This window comes from Paenibacillus nasutitermitis (genome assembly GCF_014641075.1).
Classification (GTDB): Bacteria; Bacillota; Bacilli; order Paenibacillales; family Paenibacillaceae; genus Paenibacillus_Z; species Paenibacillus_Z nasutitermitis.
This window is the reverse complement of record NZ_BMHP01000002.1, coordinates 1578541-1595081: the sequence shown is the minus strand read 5'-3', so window position 1 is coordinate 1595081 and position 16541 is coordinate 1578541. Positions and strand designations below refer to the sequence as shown.

13 protein-coding genes are annotated in these 16541 nt (G+C 49.3%); 10 read left to right on the top strand and 3 right to left on the bottom strand.

Going from position 1 to position 16541, the window contains the following annotated elements:
- Positions 1–6: 6 nt before the first annotated feature.
- Genes sufD through sufB form a run of 4 tightly spaced genes read left to right on the top strand, consistent with a single transcriptional unit; the run spans position 7 to position 4389 of the window.
- Positions 7–1314 carry a Fe-S cluster assembly protein SufD gene (gene sufD, locus IEY46_RS17440; protein ID WP_188993214.1) on the top strand — a complete coding sequence of 436 codons (1308 nt, stop codon included), beginning with the start codon at positions 7–9 and terminating at the stop codon, positions 1312–1314.
- Complete coding sequence (locus IEY46_RS17435; RefSeq protein ID WP_188993213.1) at positions 1311–2537, top strand: cysteine desulfurase; 1227 nt, start codon at positions 1311–1313, stop codon at positions 2535–2537. The genes sufD and IEY46_RS17435 overlap by 4 nt, the downstream gene beginning before the upstream one ends.
- Complete coding sequence (gene sufU, locus IEY46_RS17430) at positions 2524–2952, top strand: Fe-S cluster assembly sulfur transfer protein SufU (protein ID WP_188993212.1); 429 nt, start codon at positions 2524–2526, stop codon at positions 2950–2952. The genes IEY46_RS17435 and sufU overlap by 14 nt, the downstream gene beginning before the upstream one ends.
- Before the next feature lie 39 nt (positions 2953–2991).
- Positions 2992–4389 (top strand): Fe-S cluster assembly protein SufB, encoded by a 1398-nt coding sequence (gene sufB / locus IEY46_RS17425; RefSeq protein ID WP_188993211.1) that lies wholly within the window; start codon positions 2992–2994, stop codon positions 4387–4389.
- A 606-nt stretch (positions 4390–4995) separates the two neighbouring features.
- Here sufB and IEY46_RS17420 read toward each other — a convergent pair.
- From IEY46_RS17420 to IEY46_RS36910, 3 genes are all read right to left on the bottom strand, one after another.
- Positions 4996–6051: an HD-GYP domain-containing protein gene (locus IEY46_RS17420; RefSeq protein WP_188993210.1), complete on the bottom strand. Its 1056-nt coding sequence runs from the start codon at positions 6049–6051 to the stop codon at positions 4996–4998.
- Between the two features lie 152 nt (positions 6052–6203).
- Positions 6204–7286, bottom strand: coding sequence for a ThiF family adenylyltransferase (locus tag IEY46_RS17415; protein WP_188993209.1), 1083 nt, complete (start codon positions 7284–7286; stop codon positions 6204–6206).
- A gap of 62 nt (positions 7287–7348) precedes the next feature.
- Positions 7349–8059 carry a molybdenum cofactor biosynthesis protein gene (locus IEY46_RS36910; RefSeq protein WP_188993208.1) on the bottom strand — a complete coding sequence of 237 codons (711 nt, stop codon included), beginning with the start codon at positions 8057–8059 and terminating at the stop codon, positions 7349–7351.
- A gap of 102 nt (positions 8060–8161) precedes the next feature.
- On the opposite strand from IEY46_RS36910, the gene moaA reads away from it, so the two are divergent.
- From moaA to ppsA, 6 genes are all read left to right on the top strand, one after another.
- Positions 8162–9163 carry a GTP 3',8-cyclase MoaA gene (gene moaA, locus IEY46_RS17405; RefSeq protein ID WP_188993207.1) on the top strand — a complete coding sequence of 334 codons (1002 nt, stop codon included), beginning with the start codon at positions 8162–8164 and terminating at the stop codon, positions 9161–9163.
- 46 nt (positions 9164–9209) lie between these two features.
- Complete coding sequence (locus tag IEY46_RS17400; RefSeq protein ID WP_188993206.1) at positions 9210–9698, top strand: molybdopterin-binding protein; 489 nt, start codon at positions 9210–9212, stop codon at positions 9696–9698.
- A 110-nt stretch (positions 9699–9808) separates the two neighbouring features.
- A complete protein-coding gene (locus IEY46_RS17395; protein WP_188993205.1) occupies positions 9809–11281 on the top strand; it encodes a bifunctional metallophosphatase/5'-nucleotidase in 1473 nt (490 codons plus the stop codon).
- Positions 11282–11313: 32 nt separating this feature from the next.
- Complete coding sequence (locus IEY46_RS17390) at positions 11314–12159, top strand: undecaprenyl-diphosphate phosphatase (RefSeq protein ID WP_188993204.1); 846 nt, start codon at positions 11314–11316, stop codon at positions 12157–12159.
- A gap of 168 nt (positions 12160–12327) precedes the next feature.
- The gene (locus tag IEY46_RS17385) at positions 12328–13443 is read left to right on the top strand and encodes an HD-GYP domain-containing protein (protein WP_188993974.1); all 1116 of its coding nucleotides are present in this window, start codon (positions 12328–12330) and stop codon (positions 13441–13443) included.
- A 314-nt stretch (positions 13444–13757) separates the two neighbouring features.
- A complete protein-coding gene (ppsA, locus tag IEY46_RS17380; protein ID WP_188993203.1) occupies positions 13758–16373 on the top strand; it encodes a phosphoenolpyruvate synthase in 2616 nt (871 codons plus the stop codon).
- Positions 16374–16541 lie beyond the last annotated feature (168 nt).

The window sequence follows — 16541 nt, the reverse complement described above, 5'->3', positions numbered from 1 at the left end:
ACAAATATGAGTACACAATTGACTACTCCGGTTAACCGCCAGACTGTCGAGGCGTTGTCACGGAGCAAAGGTGAGCCGGATTGGCTTGCGGCTCTACGCATCAAAGGCGCCGAACAGGCGGAAGCGCTGGAATGGCCCAAACCGGAAAAAATAAGGATTGACCGCTGGGAATTGACAGCGCTCGGCGCTCACAAGCAGCAGGCGCCCCTTCAATCGGCTGAGGAACTGCCGGAATCCTTAAAGGAGCTGTCGGGCACCGCACCTTCAGGACTTGTAATACAGCGCAACTCAAGCAGCGTTTTCCGTTTTCTTACACCTGAGCTCCAGGAAAAAGGAGTTATCTTTACGGATCTGGAAACGGCAGCGCGCGACCATGCCGATCTGGTGCAGAAATACCTGTTCCAGGCCGTGAAGCAGGATGAAAACAAGCTGACCGCTTTGCATTCTGCGGTATGGAACGGCGGCGTATTCCTGTATGTTCCCAAAAATACGGAAGTAGAGCTGCCGCTGCAAGGTCTGTTCTACAGCGATGATGCCGAAGCATCTTTTGCGCCTCATATCCTCATTGTTGCGGACAACAACAGCCGCGTTACTTATGTGGACAATGTCGCTTCCGCATATTCGCAGGAGCAGCAGGCGCTTACCAAGCAATCGATTGTTGAAGTTTTTGTGAATCCGGGAGCCCATGTACGGGTAGCTACGGTTAATCATATGGCAGACAATATTATCGATTTGACCATCCGCCGCGCCATTATCGAAAATGACGCCCGTATCGAGTGGGTCATCGGTGATTTGCATGACGGTCATATTTACTCCAGCACGCACTCGGTACTCAAAGGCAATGGTTCCACATCGGATGCTAAAGTCATAAGTATCGGCAAAAACGCGCAGCAGATGAGCTTGACCACTGAAGCCCTTCATATTGGCCGCAGTTCAGAAAGCCATATGGTAACACGCGCAGTGATGAAGGATTCGGCGAAAGCTATCATTAACGGCATCACGAAGATTGAGAAGGGCGCGACAAAAGCCAATGGCGTTCAAACCGAGAAGGTTCTGATGCTCAGCCCCAAAGCCCGCGGAGATGCCAATCCGATTCTATTGATTGACGAAGACGATGTAAAAGCAGGGCACGCCGCGAGTGTCGGTCAAGTCAATCCGGATCAGGTTTATTACCTCATGTCTCGCGGAATCTCAAAAAAAGATGCGGAGCGGCTCATTATTAACGGATTTTTGGCCCCTGTTGTTTCGGAAATTCCGATTGAGGCCGTCCGAGAACAGCTCCAGCGTCTTCTTGAAAGGAAGCTGGAAGGATGAATGTGCAGGCGATTCGGGAGCAATTTCCGATCCTGCATCAAGAAGTAAACGGGCATCCGCTCGTTTACCTGGACAACGCGGCGTCGTCACAGAAGCCGCGTTCTGTCATTGATGCGATGGTTCGGTATTATGAGATGGATAATGCCAATGTTCACCGGGGTGTTCATACGCTCGGATCACGTGCCACGGATGCTTACGAAGGCGCACGGGAGAAGACGGCAGCCTTCATTCATGCCGCTAGCACCCAGGAGATTATTTTTACCCGTGGAACCACAACAGCGCTTAATCTGGTTGCTTCCGGATACGCCCGCGCGGTATGCGGGGAAGGCGACGAAATCGTTATTACGGCGATGGAGCATCATTCCAATTTAATTCCCTGGCAGCAGGCCGCCAAAGCAACAGGCGCCACGCTTAAATATATTCCGCTTCAACCAGACGGCTCCATCAGTCTGGAGGACGCGGAGAAGACGATTACAAGCCGTACGAAGGTTGTTTCCGTCACTCATGTGTCCAATGTGCTTGGCGTCATTAATCCAATTAAAGAAATTACCGCAATTGCTCATCGCAATCATGCTATAATGGTTGTAGACGGTGCGCAGAGCACGCCGCATATGCCTGTGGACGTACAGGACCTGAACTGTGATTTCTACGCTTTTTCCGGTCATAAGATGTGTGCCCCTACGGGGATAGGCGTTCTGTACGGAAGAAAGGCGCTGCTTGAAGCCATGGAGCCGATCGAATTCGGCGGCGAAATGATCGATTATGTGGATTTGTATGAATCCACATGGAAAGAGCTGCCTTACAGATTCGAAGGAGGAACGCCGATTATCGCCGGGGCTGTCGGGCTCGGAGCGGCTATTGATTTCCTTCAGGAGATTGGCATGGATGAGATTGAGAAGCATGAGCTCAAGCTGTCTGCCTATGCCTACGATCGTCTGAGCGCTATGGAAGATCTCGCGATCTATGGCCCCCGTACAAACAGGGCGGGGCTGGTTACCTTCAATCTCGGCGATGTGCATCCGCATGATTTGGCCACAGTTTTGGACACCAAAGGAATTGCCATCCGTGCAGGACATCATTGCTGTCAGCCGCTTATGCGCTGGCTGAATGTTTCTTCAACGGCTAGAGCAAGCTTTTATTTATACAACACCGAAGAGGACGTTGACCGGCTGATTGACGCCCTCCAACAAACAAAGGAGTTCTTCGGTTATGCAATTGGATGATTTATATCGCAGAGTCATTATGGATCATTACAAAAATCCGCGTAACCGCGGTAAACTCGATGAGAGTGCTGTGACCGTCAATCTGAATAACCCTACCTGCGGTGACAGCATATCGCTGCAGCTGGAAATTCAGGACGGAGTCGTCAAACAAGCCAAATTCACCGGCGAAGGCTGCTCGATCAGTATGTCATCGGCTTCCATGATGACAGAAGCCGTTCAGGGCAAGACGCTGGATGAGGCGCTTGCGCTGGCCGAGAGGTTCTCCTCCTTTATCAAAGGTGAGCCCATGGAGTTTGAGGAGCTTGAAGATATTGAGTCACTGTCGGGCGTAAGCAAATTTCCAGCGCGCATCAAATGTGCCACGCTCTCCTGGAATGCGCTGCGCAAAGGAATTGAGTTGGAGAAGCAACAATAAGCGCGCCAAGGCGCGTTCGTGAGATGGGAGGCTTTTACAATGGCTAAGCAAATGCCCGATTTGGAAGATTATAAATATGGTTTTCGCGACGAGCATAAGGCGATATTCGAATCCGGTAAAGGTTTGACTCCAGAAGTTGTGCGTACAATTTCAGAGATCAAGAACGAACCGGAATGGATGTTGGAATTCCGCTTGAAATCACTGGAGCAGTTCAACAAAATGCCGATGCCGCGTTGGGGCGGCAATATGGATGATCTGGATTTCAACGATATTCAATATTATGTAAGAGCATCGGATAAGCAAGGGAAAACATGGGAAGAAGTGCCAACGGAAATCAAAGAAACCTTTGATAAGCTTGGCATTCCTGAAGCGGAGCAGAAATTTCTTGCAGGCGTATCGGCCCAGTATGAATCCGAGGTCGTTTACCACAGCATGCAGGAGGATCTCGAGAAGCAAGGCGTTATCTTTACGGATACGGATACTGCGCTTCGCGATTATCCGGAGATTTTCCGCAAATATTTCGGAACGATCATTCCTCCTGCGGATAATAAATTTGCAGCGCTTAACAGTGCGGTATGGTCAGGCGGAAGCTTTATCTACGTACCGAAGGGCGTTCAATGCGAAATCCCGCTGCAGGCCTATTTCCGGATCAACTCGGAGAATATGGGACAATTTGAGCGTACGTTAATCGTAGCCGATGAAGGCAGCATGGTCCATTATGTTGAAGGCTGCACGGCGCCGATCTACAGTACGAATTCTCTGCACAGCGCGGTGGTTGAGATTCTGGTCCTCAAAGACGCGCGGGTGCGTTATACGACGATTCAGAACTGGGCACCGAACATTTATAATCTCGTCACCAAGCGTGCCGTTGCTGAAGAAAATGCGACGATGGAATGGGTCGACGGAAACATCGGCTCCAAACTGACGATGAAATATCCGGCTGTTGTGCTCAAAGGGCGCGGCGCAAAAGGCATGGTCCTTTCCATCGCCGTTGCAGGCAAGGGACAGCATCAGGATGCGGGCGCCAAGATGACCCATCTGGCTCCGGATACGACATCCACGATCGTTTCCAAATCGATCAGCAAGCATGGCGGCAAAGTAACTTACCGCGGCTTGGCCTCATTCGGCCGCAACTCCGAAGGGTCCAAGGCGAACATCAAGTGCGACACGCTTATTCTGGATAATGAATCAACGTCCGACACGATTCCTTACAATGAAATCATGAACGACAACATTACCCTGGAGCATGAGGCGACTGTTTCCAAGGTTTCCGAGGATCAGCTGTTCTACTTGATGAGTCGCGGTTTGACTGAAGCCGAAGCGACTCAAATGATCGTTATGGGCTTCATCGAGCCGTTCACCAAAGAACTGCCGATGGAATATGCGGTCGAAATGAACCGTCTCATTAAGTTCGAGATGGAAGGGTCTATCGGTTAAGACTCCGCAAACCTTGCTTCAATAACGGGTGCAGTAGAATAAATATTGGCGGGAACGGTGTGAGCCGATTTCGTGCCGATTCAGATATATCTTTTGGTGAAGGAGACGAACTTAAAGTTCGTCTCCTTCATTTTTTTGGGAATGGATATCTGCCAAAGATGGTTAAGTAAGCAATCAACGAGAAGGAGCTGCCGGGGCAGCCGGATTTCTGAAAGGGTTGTATACGGGGGCATTGGTGCAGGAGGGTGCAAGTACGACGTGTGCCACGCGAGACGCAGCAATAGACGCTATTCCCGTAACCTTCTCAGCGATGGAGGATCATCGGTAACAGCGTCATTGAGCCTAGCCTTTTGCTATGCTCGTTTTTGCCGGAGAAGCTGTCGCAGGCGGGGCTGCGCCATAATCAACAATGGGAGCGTGTTATAGATTAGATGACAGCGGCTCTTGAGCAAAGAACAAGGAGGTCCCGGCGGCTATCTTTATGCTTGTATCGAAAACTCTTAATCCGGAAGCAGCGGCTCTTCTTATAAAAGAGCCGCATCCGGGTTTTTTTTGACGGCAAAACGCCAGTGTCTATTGAGAGCGGGGAAGCACTGCGAGCTTCTACTACATAAAGACTTGCTTGACTTCAAGAGACCGGTCCTGCGTAAGATCTACAAAATCATCTTTGATCTGGATGAGAGGCCGGAAAAATTCGGAAGGATGCGTCATTATAATGGTTCCGAATTCCCCGCTTACGAGCTCGACTTGTTTTCCGATAAAATTAGGGATCATGTGTTTGATAAAGGTATGGGTGGTGAAGGGATCCAATTCGTTAAAGCTCATACGGTACAACTCTTTCAAAACAAACAGCAAGTCGCGTTTCTTCTGGTAGACGCGCGAAGAGATCATCGCACTGTATACATCGGCAACCGCTACTATTTTTGAGACAGGATGGATTTGATCGCCATTTATCCGATAGGGGTAGCCTGAACCATCCATACGTTCATGATGCTCTAAAGCGACTGTTGCGGAAATGGATTCACCGAATGAGTTGAGAATGATTGTATTGCCGTAAATGGTATGCCGCTTGATTTCTTCAAATTCCTGCTCCGTCAGACGATCCGGCTTGTTCAGGATATCATTATCAATCTGGCATTTGCCGATATCGTGAAGAAAACCGGATTGACCAATCTTCACCGCCTGCTCCTCTTCATAGCCCAGCCAGGAAGATAAATAATAGGCCAGCATTCCAACTTGAACCGAGTGCTGATAGGTATAATCGTCCTTTGTGTTCAGAAGCAGCAGCATGGATACGACGTCTCTTTCCGTCTTGAAAGTATCCACCAAGGGCTGGAAGGTTGCCACTACCTCTTCCTCCGCCACTTTCCCGCTTTGAAGCGCATTCATAAATAATTGCTGGCAACCGTTTATGGCATCCTGATAAACAGGTTCAACAGCTGGCAGCCACTTGGGACTGAGTGTGGATTCGATCGTTCTTCCCGGCGGTTGTTCCACAACACGCCGCTCAATCTCGACATAATCGAGCTGATGCTGGAACAGCCTGGATATTTCACTTGCAAACAATTCCGTTCCTTTGGAAAGCACATTCAATCCATAAGAATTGAATGTATCATGGCTTAATCGGTCCCCTTCTTTAAGCTCCGTCACATGTACTCTCATTGTCCACCTCAAGTAGCATTTGTCCTATACCAATATTAAGTCTATGGTAGCAACAAAATGTGGAAATGGCAATAACAGCAATAAATTAACAATCACAGGGAAATAACAATGGGTATTTTTGATTATTTTTAGCAGGGTATTGAAGGGAAGCGCTAGATGCCATATATTTCATTGTAAATACGTTTGGCCACTATTGGATCTTCCGTGCCTTGTATGAGCGCTCTTCCATCAGGGAATAAAATGGCCGTCATTTCCTTGTCGCGCCGGAAGCGGATGAGAAATTGGTTCTGCTCCACGTCTCCCGCGGAACGAAGCCGCGCTGCAAGCGCCCCAAGCTGAATGCGGGTACCCTTCGCGGGAGCGATCTGAATGGTATTGCGGCCGCACAGCGAAACGGCAGACACCCCATCTTCCCGGTCGTCCAGGTAGTCGTATTGATCCTTTGAGCAAGCCGGACAATCGTCGCGCTTGGATTTAGAGACATCAAGAGAAATATAACGATGGTGCCACAAATCCACCTGGAATAAAGTCCTTTGCATGGCATCGGAATTGCCACTCAGCCATTTGAGCGCTTCTGCAGCCTGAATGGACGCGATCAAATCGACTGCAGGTGAAATAACGCCTGCTGTGTCGCAAGTGTCTACGGAACCCGCAGCAGGGGGCGCGGGAAACAGGCAGCGGAAGCAGGGCGTCTTACCAGGAATAAAGGACATGGTCATGCCGGAAGCGCCAACGACACCGCCATATATCCAGGGGATGCTTCTTTTCAAGCTGACATCGTTGATCAAATAGCGTACGCTGAAATTATCCGACCCGTCGATAATGAGATCGAAACCTTCCAGCAGCTGCTCCGCATTGGAGCTGGTGAGATCCGCAACTACAGGATCTATGCTTACTGAGCTGTTGATGCTGCGCAGTCTTTCGGCTGCGGCCTGTGCTTTGGGCAGCATCCGCTGTACGTCATCTTCCGTATATAGCACCTGCCGCTGCAGATTGCTCCACTCCAGAACATCGCGGTCGATGAGCCGGATACGCCCAATGCCGGATCGGACCAGATGCTGGGCGCTGACGCTTCCGAGAGCGCCGAGGCCGACAACCGCGGCGCTGCGCTCGCCAATCATGAGCTGACCGGCATCACCTATAGGAGCAAAGCGGGTCTGTCTCGAATAACGCTCTGCGGCAGGGGGGGCCGCCTTAGCTGCGCCGGGGCTATGAAGGTTGTTTTCAAGTGACATGGGGAACCCTCCTAAGGTTTTTCTGCTGACATCGAAGCGAATACATCCTTCTGCTGCCAGTGTCAGTTTGGAGGGGCGGCGGGATTCCAGGGCCCTTGCTGGTGACCTTTCCATTCCGAGCCATCTTCCCATATTTCACGCTTCCAAATAGGGACGATTTCCTTCAGCCTTTCTATGGCATATCTGCTGGCTTCATAGCAAGTATCGCGATGAGGGGTGGAGACCGCGATTACGACGCTGATCTCGGCGATGCCGACTACGCCGGTCCGGTGTTCAATCGCACAAACGGCGCCCTTCCATTTCTGCGAAATTTCTGCCCCGATTTGCCGGAGCATCTTCAGCGCCATGGGAACGTAAGCTTCGTATTCCAATCGGACAGTGCGCTGTCCCTGCGTCCATTCTCTTGTCGTTCCTGTAAAGGTGAGGGTCGCGCCATTGCCGGGCACGATTACCTTGGCTGTAATGGTCTCCACAGACAGCGGCTCCGCGCGGATGGCGAACCGTTCAACGGCTTCCGGCTCGCCGCCTGATACAGGGGGCAGCAGAGCGAGCTCGTCACTGTACGTTACAAGGTCGTCATCGGCGGCATACGATTGATTGGCGGCAACGAAGGAAGCCGTAATGAGCGGTTCATGATCAGGATATTGGGCAATCAGAGTCTGTTTCAATACTTTGACTTGAAGTATATTTTCTTCCAGATTAAGGATGATTTCCGGTTTTCCGAATCGCTCAGCCAAGCCGGCGAATAACTGAATTTTCCATTGATTGCTCATGTTTTCAACCTCTTCTATCTTCGCATAATGATCTCTACAGCATACCATAACGATCTGAAAAATGTTATGCTAGACACAAGTACATGAAAGGAAGTGCGAACTATGCCGGGATTGACGGATCGGTTCGAACGTGTTCATGATTATTTGCGCATCTCGGTTACAGACCGATGTAATCTGCGCTGTTTATACTGCATGCCGGAAGAAGGCGTTGAATTTGCGCCGTCCTCTGATCTGCTCTCATACGATCAGATTGTAGAAGTGGTCGAAACGGGCGCGAGACTCGGCATTACCAAATTGCGTATTACCGGAGGAGAGCCTTTGGTCCGCCCTGGGCTGGATGGGCTTGTACGCCGTCTGTCGGCGATACCCGGTATTTGCGATATATCGCTGACCACTAATGGCGTGCTGCTTGCCGATCAGGCAGCGGCGCTTCGGGATGCAGGCGTGAACCGGGTAAATATCAGCCTGGACACACTTGATCCGGCGCGGTTTCAGTTTATTGCCCGGCGCGGGGATCTCAAACGGGTGATGGCGGGCATCGAAGCTTCCGTAAAGGTAGGCTTCTCCCCCATCAAGCTTAACTGTGTCCTGCTAAAGGGCGTCAATGAGGATGAAATCGGTGATTTTCTGCAGCTGGCTTACGAGCATCCGCTGCATGTCCGGTTCATCGAATACATGCCTATCGGCCATGCCGATGAAAACTGGAAAAACCATTATCTTCCTTTGGCGCGGGTTCTGGAAATCGCTTCTGAACGCAAACTTCTTACGCACCGTCTGGATTCCATTGTCGGGAACGGGCCTTCGGAGGATTACCGTATGATTGGCGGCAAAGGGTCATTCGGCCTGATTCACCCTGTCAGCGATCATTTCTGCCAACGGTGCAACCGTTTAAGGCTTACGGCAGACGGAAACCTTAAGCCTTGCCTTTATTGGATCGATGAGCTCAGCGTAAAGCCTGCTCTGGGGGATCCGCAAGCCTTGAGCGACTTATTTATGCGGGCGATGGAATTAAAACCGCTCAATCACGAGATGGCGGCCAAGCTCTCTGACGAAGCCCAAAGCCATCAGCCGACCGCAAGGCGTATGTCCCAAATTGGCGGTTAGGCAGCAGGAATGACAAGGATGGAATATAGTTGGAGGAAGGACGCAAATGAAACATCATAAAGATCCCAGAATCATTTCGATTGACCATTACGGACTGCCCTTGTATGAAACATCCCCGGAGCAGATGGCTTTGCTTGCAGGGGATGCTTTCGCCTTGTCGGACCGGGTTCCGGAGGCGGTGGGCGAAGCCTTTGACTTTATACGCTGGTATTATGCCTGGCGCAGTTTGCAGGGAATAGGGGAGAAAACGCCCGAGCCGACCCATCTCAAGGTGGAAGGCAACGACTCTTTTGAAGCGCTTATTCCCTGGGAGCAGCTGGCCGGGTCAGCCATTCAGTTTGCCATCGACGGCAAGCCTTTGCACAAAGGCGGGCCAATCCGTCTGTATGTGCCAAATGGCTCCAGTGCCTGCTTGAATGTAAAAAGCGTGGCTGCCTGCCGTTTTTTGCATGATGAAGCCAGCAGAGGCGACGTATCTTACGGGTTCAAAAATGCCTTTTCTCCGCAAGATTTGCGACAAAACACAACGAAATAATGAAGCCTGGCCTTGTCGTCCAAGGCCGCTTTTCATCATACCTCACATACGCTATGTCTGGTTTGACAACCACTTTAATGTGTTAATCCCTAGTAACCCGGGAGGCAGGAATGAAAGAAACAGCAGTTCGTCAGCGTGAAATTGAAGTCGTTCTTTTGCACAGTAATGACGTTCACAGCCGCTTGGAATTGGCGGCCAAAATGTCCACTTATATATCTGAAACCAGGCGTACCTATGGAAGTGATCGCGTGCTTGTCCTGGACATCGGCGATCATATGGACCGAATGAGAATCGAGACGGAGGCCAGCGACGGCCTGGTAAATATTGAGCTTTTGAATGAAGCCGGCTATGACGCTGCAACGCTCGGAAACAATGAAGGCCTGACATTCACACAGGCTCATCTGGATGATGCTTTCCGTGAGCATGCGCAATTTCAGACCCTCTGCGCCAATATGCGCCTGCAGTCAGGCGGGGAACGTCCTACCTGGCTGCAGGCGTCCACGATTGTCCGCAAAGGGGGTCTTACGTTCGGGATCATTGGCGTGACGGCGGCGTTTGCGGATTTCTATGAACTGCTGGGTTGGGATGCGGGCGACCCTCTTGCTGCGGTGGCAAAAGAGGCTAAGGCGCTGCGAGAGAAGGTTGACGTGCTCATCGTAATGTCCCATCTGGGCTTGCCCCATGACAGGCAGATGGCACAGACGATACCGGGCATCGACCTGATACTGGGCGGACATACGCATCACCTCCTGGAACAGCCGGAAATTATCGGAGAGACATATGTCTGTGCAGCCGGAAAGTTCGGCGAATATATGGGGCGCATCGAGATTGGACGGGATAGCCTCGATGGGCGGCTAACGTTTCATGCAAAATGCGTACCGATGGCTGCATATGAGGAAAAACCTGAAGCCGCCGCGATTATCGGCGGCTTCAAAGCGGCTGGACAGCGCCGTCTCAGCAGAGTGATTTCACGGCTGTCTGCGCCGCTGCCAGTCAGGATCGAGCGGGAATCGCCGCTGGGAAATTTACTGGCGGCTGGTCTGAAGCGATGGACCGGCTCGGAAATCGGTCTTGTTAACTCCGGACAGCTTCTGGGCGGACTGGCGGAAGGGGAGGTCACGGCAGGCGATTTGCATGCGCTGTGCCCTTCGCCAATCAATCCTTGCCGGATGACGTTGTCCGGTCGGGATCTGCTGCGCGCCCTCGAAGAGGCACTGCTGGCCGAGTTTATTGACAAGCCGATCCGCGGGTTTGGTTTCCGTGGGTCGGTTCTTGGAACGCTCGCCGTAGACGGGCTTGAGATCATCTGGAATCCGGAGGCACCGCCCTATACCAAGATCCTTTCTTTGACGGTGAATGGACAGGACTTTGACCCCGACCGTGCATACACGGTAGGGACGATAGACATGTTTACGTTCGGGGTCGGTTATGAGACAATCAAAAACGGCACGGATGTCCAGTATTTTTTGCCTGAGTTTATCCGGGATGTGCTTGCATTGGAGCTGCAAGATCCACGAGCGCTGTTGGACAGCGCAAGATGCCGATGGATCATGGCTGCCAAAGGCCATGGAACGGCAGGCTAGAGTTATAATTAAAGGAGGGAAACCAGGCGAGTATGGGAGACATCATTAATGCGGTGATTTTAGGAATTGTTGAAGGATTGACTGAATTTTTACCGGTGTCTTCATCGGGGCATATGATCTTGACGAATAAGCTGCTTGGCTATACCTCGGATGACCAGATGATCGTTACATTTGAAATCGTGATCCAGTTGGCCGCAATCCTGGCCATCGCTCTTATTTACCGTCAACGTATCGCCAGCCTGTTCGGATTGTCCAAAGCGACGGAAAGTCTGGGCAAGATCTCATCGTTTCCAAATGCCAGACGCAAACTAAATCTTGTTCATATCGCGCTTGGCATTGTGCCTGCGCTGCTGCTTGCTTTTTTTCTTCGGGATGTTATCAAGGGTGAAGGCTTTAATCAGACCCCGGTCCTATATGCCCTTGTAGTAGGGGGGATTTACATGATTGTGGCTGAATGGCTTTCCAGATCCGGCCGGATTCGCATTGTATCAGAAACGATTGATGATATTTCCTATAAGCAGGCTTTTATGATCGGTCTCCTTCAGTGCTTGTCGCTGTGGCCCGGATATTCAAGATCCGGTTCGACGATTGCCGGCGGAATGCTGGTGGGAACCAGTTACAAGGCAGCCGCCGATTTTTCTTTCCTAATGGCGATACCCATTATGGCCGCGGCTACAGGCTATGAGCTGCTGGACAATTACAAGTATATCGAAGGCGATAATCTGCCGTTCTTCATTGCAGGTTTTCTCGTTTCCTTCGTTGTTGCCTGGCTTGTTATTGTGTTGTTCCTTAAGCATATCCAAAAGGTGAAGCTGACTCATTTCGCGATTTACCGGTTTCTGCTTGCGGCATTTTTCTGGTATTTTATTATGAGATAGACTTTTTTTCAGGGATTATCTTCTTTTGGAATGCGAAAAAGAAGAATTTTGTCGAGAATTGGCGAATCGGATATTGCTCTTTTATTGAAAATAACTTACATTTAAATTACGGGGTCGATAGTCTTGCCCTCACGATCTGGAAAATTGAAGCAAGCAGGGGTCGATCCGATGCGATTATTGCCCATTCATATGTGCCGTGAAGGCATGAAATTAGCCAAAAAGATTTACTCCGAAGAGGGTCTTGTTCTGCTTGCCGAGCAAGTGGAACTGACCAGCAAGCTTATTGCCCGATTAAGTGAGTGCGGCGTCAGCTTTGTATACATACAAGATCCCCGAACGGCAGATTTGGTCGTACCCGATCTGATCAGCGAGGAAACCAGACAACACGCGCTTCAGGAGATCCGCACAAACTTTCGGGGAATGATGGACAAACCGAACCGCAAAAGCGGAGCTACCTACCCTTATATAGCAAAACCTTTCCGGGAAGTCATGAATATGGTTATCGATGATTTGACAAGCCAGAAGGACGCCATGCTCATGCTGATGAATATGGGCATTGTGGACGATTATTTGTTTCAGCATTCGCTGAACGTCTGCGTGTACTCCACCTTACTGGGCATTGCCAGCGGCTATACCCGCGAACAATTGATGACGCTTGGCTTAGGCGCGATGCTTCATGATATTGGCAAAACCCAGATCAGCTCAAGCCTGTTAAAGAAAACCGGATCACTCACCAGGGATGAATATGAGGAAATGAAGCGTCATGCCGAACGCGGCTTCTATTTGTTGAAGGATGAGCCCAATATTCCGTTGCTAGCGGCGCATTGCGCTTACCAGCACCATGAGAGACTTGACGGCAGTGGATATCCCAGAGGAATCAAGGGGGACGAAATCCATGAATATGCCAAATGGATCGGATTGGTGGATTCCTATGATGCGATGACCTCGACACGGATTTACCGGAATCCGATGCTTCCGCATCAGGCGGTGGAGGCGCTCTACACGGGCACGGGAACGTTATATGAGCAGCGTATGCTGCAAACCTTTCGTGACAAGGTCGCGATTTATCCGCTTGGCGTTACGGTGAAGCTGCAGACAGGCGAATCCGGAGTGGTGGTGGATATTAAGGCATCCTGCCCGCATCGGCCGGTTGTACGGGTCCTTCAGGATGTGGCAGGCATGGACTTGAAGAAGCCGTATGAAGTAGATTTGTCAACCCAGCTGACCATGATGATCTCCAGTGTCAATGAGGATCCCCGGCTGGCTGAAGTTTCTGGTGCTTAATGCTGGCAGACAACCGGGTGAAACCGGGTATGAAGGGCCGATTAGGCTCTTTTTTTTCTGCATCGGCACTATTAACAATCAGCTATTGTTAATCCCAGTGAGGACCGTTGATCGGGCATTTGTATCATCAAAAAAGAACCTGATAGTTGTATCAGGTTCTTCTATATTGCATAAAAAAAGGCAGAATGATATAATTTGATTACGAGTATTAAAATTAAAGACACAATTATTCTATCTTACAATTTAATCGTATCATGCCGGTGAACTCTTGTCAAATGTTTTTTATCAATTTAATGGATAGGGGAGATTGTGGAATGAGTACTTTGGTTCTCGGTTTTCAGGAAATGGATAAAACGCAGCTTTTGCTCGTCGGCGGAAAAGGGTTAAATTTAGGGGAATTATCAAAAATGGAAGGAATACAAGTACCGGAAGGATTTTGTGTGACAACAGTAGGATATCAAAAAGCCATTGAACAAAATGAAATGTTTCATGCATTGCTGGATCAACTAGCCATGCTAACAGTTGAAGATCGAGATCAAATTAGCGAAATCAGCAGGAAGATTCGGCAACTCATTCTGGAAGCAGAAATGCCTTCCGATGTTGTGAAAGCAGTCACTCGCTACCTCACCCAGCTTGGCGATAAACATGCTTATGCGGTGCGTTCCAGTGCGACTGCTGAGGATTTGCCGTATGCCTCTTTTGCCGGTCAACAAGACAGTTATTTAAATATCATCGGCGCCGATGCCATTTTGCAGCATATCAGCAAATGTTGGGCGTCCCTATTTACGGATCGGGCGGTAATCTACCGTATGCAAAATGGATTTGACCACAGCCAGGTGTATTTATCCGTTATCGTTCAAAGGATGGTTTTCCCACAGTCTTCAGGGATTTTATTTACCGCGGATCCGATTACCGGAAACCGAAAGCTGCTATCCATCGATGCCGGTTTTGGACTTGGAGAAGCACTGGTCTCAGGCTTGGTATCTCCCGATAGTTATAAAGTACAGGAAGAGGAAGTCATCGATAAGAGGATAGGAACCAAAAAGCTGGCTATCTATGGACGAAAGGAAGGCGGAACAGAAACAAAGCAGATCGATCCTGACCAGCAAAAGACTCAAACGCTTACGGAACAACAAATTTTACAACTGGCACGCATCGGAAGACAGATCGAAGCTTATTTCGGTCAACCGCAAGATATTGAATGGTGTTTGGCCCAAGATACCTTTTATATGGTCCAGAGTCGGCCCATCACGACTTTATTCCCGATCCCTGAAGCGAATGATCAAGAAAATCACGTTTATATCTCTGTTGGTCATCAACAAATGATGACGGATCCCATAAAACCACTGGGATTATCTTTTTTTCTGTTGACGACTTCTGCACCCATGCGTAAAGCTGGTGGAAGGTTATTTGTTGATGTCGCACATAATCTGGCATCACCTGACAGCAGAGAACTTTTATTAAATAGAATGGAACAACACGATCCGCTCTTAAAAGACGCACTTATGACCATCGTAGAGCGGGAAGATTTTATAAAATTGTCACCTGATAATGAAAAAGCACCGGGTCCCGGCAAAAGCAATAAAGATATATCGCCTCCGTCTTCTCAAGCACAGATCGAATACGATCCGACAATCGTTTCCGATTTCATTAAGAGCAGTCAAACGTCAATAGAAGAGTTAAAACAAAACATCCAAACGAAATCGGGATCCGATTTATTTGAATTTATTCTTGAAGATATCCAGGAATTAAAGAGGGTTATATTTAACCCGAAAGGCTTGGAAGTTATTATGGCTGCGATGGATGCTTCATTATGGATTAACGAAAAAATGAATGAGTGGTTAGGTGAAAAAAACGCAGCCGATACGCTTTCTCAATCGGTACCGGACAATATTACTTCGGAAATGGGTCTGGCGTTATTGGATGTCGCAGATGTGATTCGTCCTTACCCGGAAGTAATGGATTATTTACAGCATGTAAAAGACGATAACTTCTTGGAAGAACTGATCAGGTTTGAGGGTGGTAAGGAAACCCAAGACGCTATCTATGCTTATCTGGGCAAATACGGTATGCGATGCAGCGGGGAAATCGATATTACGAAAACTCGTTGGAGCGAAAAACCAACTACACTTGTTCCCATGATTCTCAGTAATATCAAAAACTTTGAGCCTAATGCCGGCAAGCGGAAATTTGAGCAAGGGCGACAGGAAGCTTTGAATAAAGAACAAGAGTTATTAGAACGATTGAAGCCATTGCCGGATGGTAAGCAAAAAGCTAAAGAGACAAAACAAATGATCGCCCTAATCCGGAATTTCAGCGGGTTTAGGGAATATCCCAAATACGCCATGGTTAATCGCTACTTCGTTTATAAGCAGGCTTTAATGAAAGAAGCCGAACAACTCGTACAAGAGGGCGTTATTCATGAACAAGAAGATATCTACTATCTCACTTATGAAGAGCTTCGCGAAGCCGTACGCACAAATAAACTGGATTACCAGATCATCAGCAAACGAAAAGACGAGTACAAATTATATGAAAAACTAACGCCCCCACGTCTTATCACGTCTGATGGTGAGATCATTGAAGGCAAGTACAAACGGGAAAATCTGCCAGCCGAGGCTATCGTAGGTCTGCCTGTTTCTGCAGGAGTGATTGAGGGACGAGCGCGTGTTATCTTAAACATGGAAGATGCTGATCTGGAAGATGGGGATATATTAGTCACCTCATTTACTGACCCAAGCTGGACCCCATTGTTTGTATCCATAAAAGGCCTGGTCACCGAGGTTGGCGGACTGATGACCCATGGGGCGGTTATCGCGCGTGAATATGGCTTGCCGGCAGTTGTCGGCGTGGAAAATGCTACCAAACTGATAAAAGACGGGCAACGAATTCGCGTGCATGGAACAGAAGGATATATCGAAATTATGTAATGGCTGAATAGGTCAAAAAGATGACCCCTGATGATCTCAAGGGTCATCTACTGGCAGTTCAACTCACCGGTGGGTTTTTTAATTTTTTTCTGGTGCAGCATGCCGCATTTGCAACAATCCGCAGCGGATATTACAATGATAGAAATACGATTTTTTAAAGTCAGGTGC

Coding starts and splice junctions, on each gene's coding strand:
- sufD (WP_188993214.1), top strand. CDS start 7: ATGAGTACACAATTGACTACTCCGGTTAACCGCCAGACTGTCGAGGCG.
- IEY46_RS17435 (WP_188993213.1), top strand. CDS start 1,311: ATGAATGTGCAGGCGATTCGGGAGCAATTTCCGATCCTGCATCAAGAA.
- sufU (WP_188993212.1), top strand. CDS start 2,524: ATGCAATTGGATGATTTATATCGCAGAGTCATTATGGATCATTACAAA.
- sufB (WP_188993211.1), top strand. CDS start 2,992: ATGGCTAAGCAAATGCCCGATTTGGAAGATTATAAATATGGTTTTCGC.
- IEY46_RS17420 (WP_188993210.1), bottom strand. CDS start 6,051: ATGAGAGTACATGTGACGGAGCTTAAAGAAGGGGACCGATTAAGCCAT.
- IEY46_RS17415 (WP_188993209.1), bottom strand. CDS start 7,286: ATGTCACTTGAAAACAACCTTCATAGCCCCGGCGCAGCTAAGGCGGCC.
- IEY46_RS36910 (WP_188993208.1), bottom strand. CDS start 8,059: ATGAGCAATCAATGGAAAATTCAGTTATTCGCCGGCTTGGCTGAGCGA.
- moaA (WP_188993207.1), top strand. CDS start 8,162: ATGCCGGGATTGACGGATCGGTTCGAACGTGTTCATGATTATTTGCGC.
- IEY46_RS17400 (WP_188993206.1), top strand. CDS start 9,210: ATGAAACATCATAAAGATCCCAGAATCATTTCGATTGACCATTACGGA.
- IEY46_RS17395 (WP_188993205.1), top strand. CDS start 9,809: ATGAAAGAAACAGCAGTTCGTCAGCGTGAAATTGAAGTCGTTCTTTTG.
- IEY46_RS17390 (WP_188993204.1), top strand. CDS start 11,314: ATGGGAGACATCATTAATGCGGTGATTTTAGGAATTGTTGAAGGATTG.
- IEY46_RS17385 (WP_188993974.1), top strand. CDS start 12,328: ATGCGATTATTGCCCATTCATATGTGCCGTGAAGGCATGAAATTAGCC.
- ppsA (WP_188993203.1), top strand. CDS start 13,758: ATGAGTACTTTGGTTCTCGGTTTTCAGGAAATGGATAAAACGCAGCTT.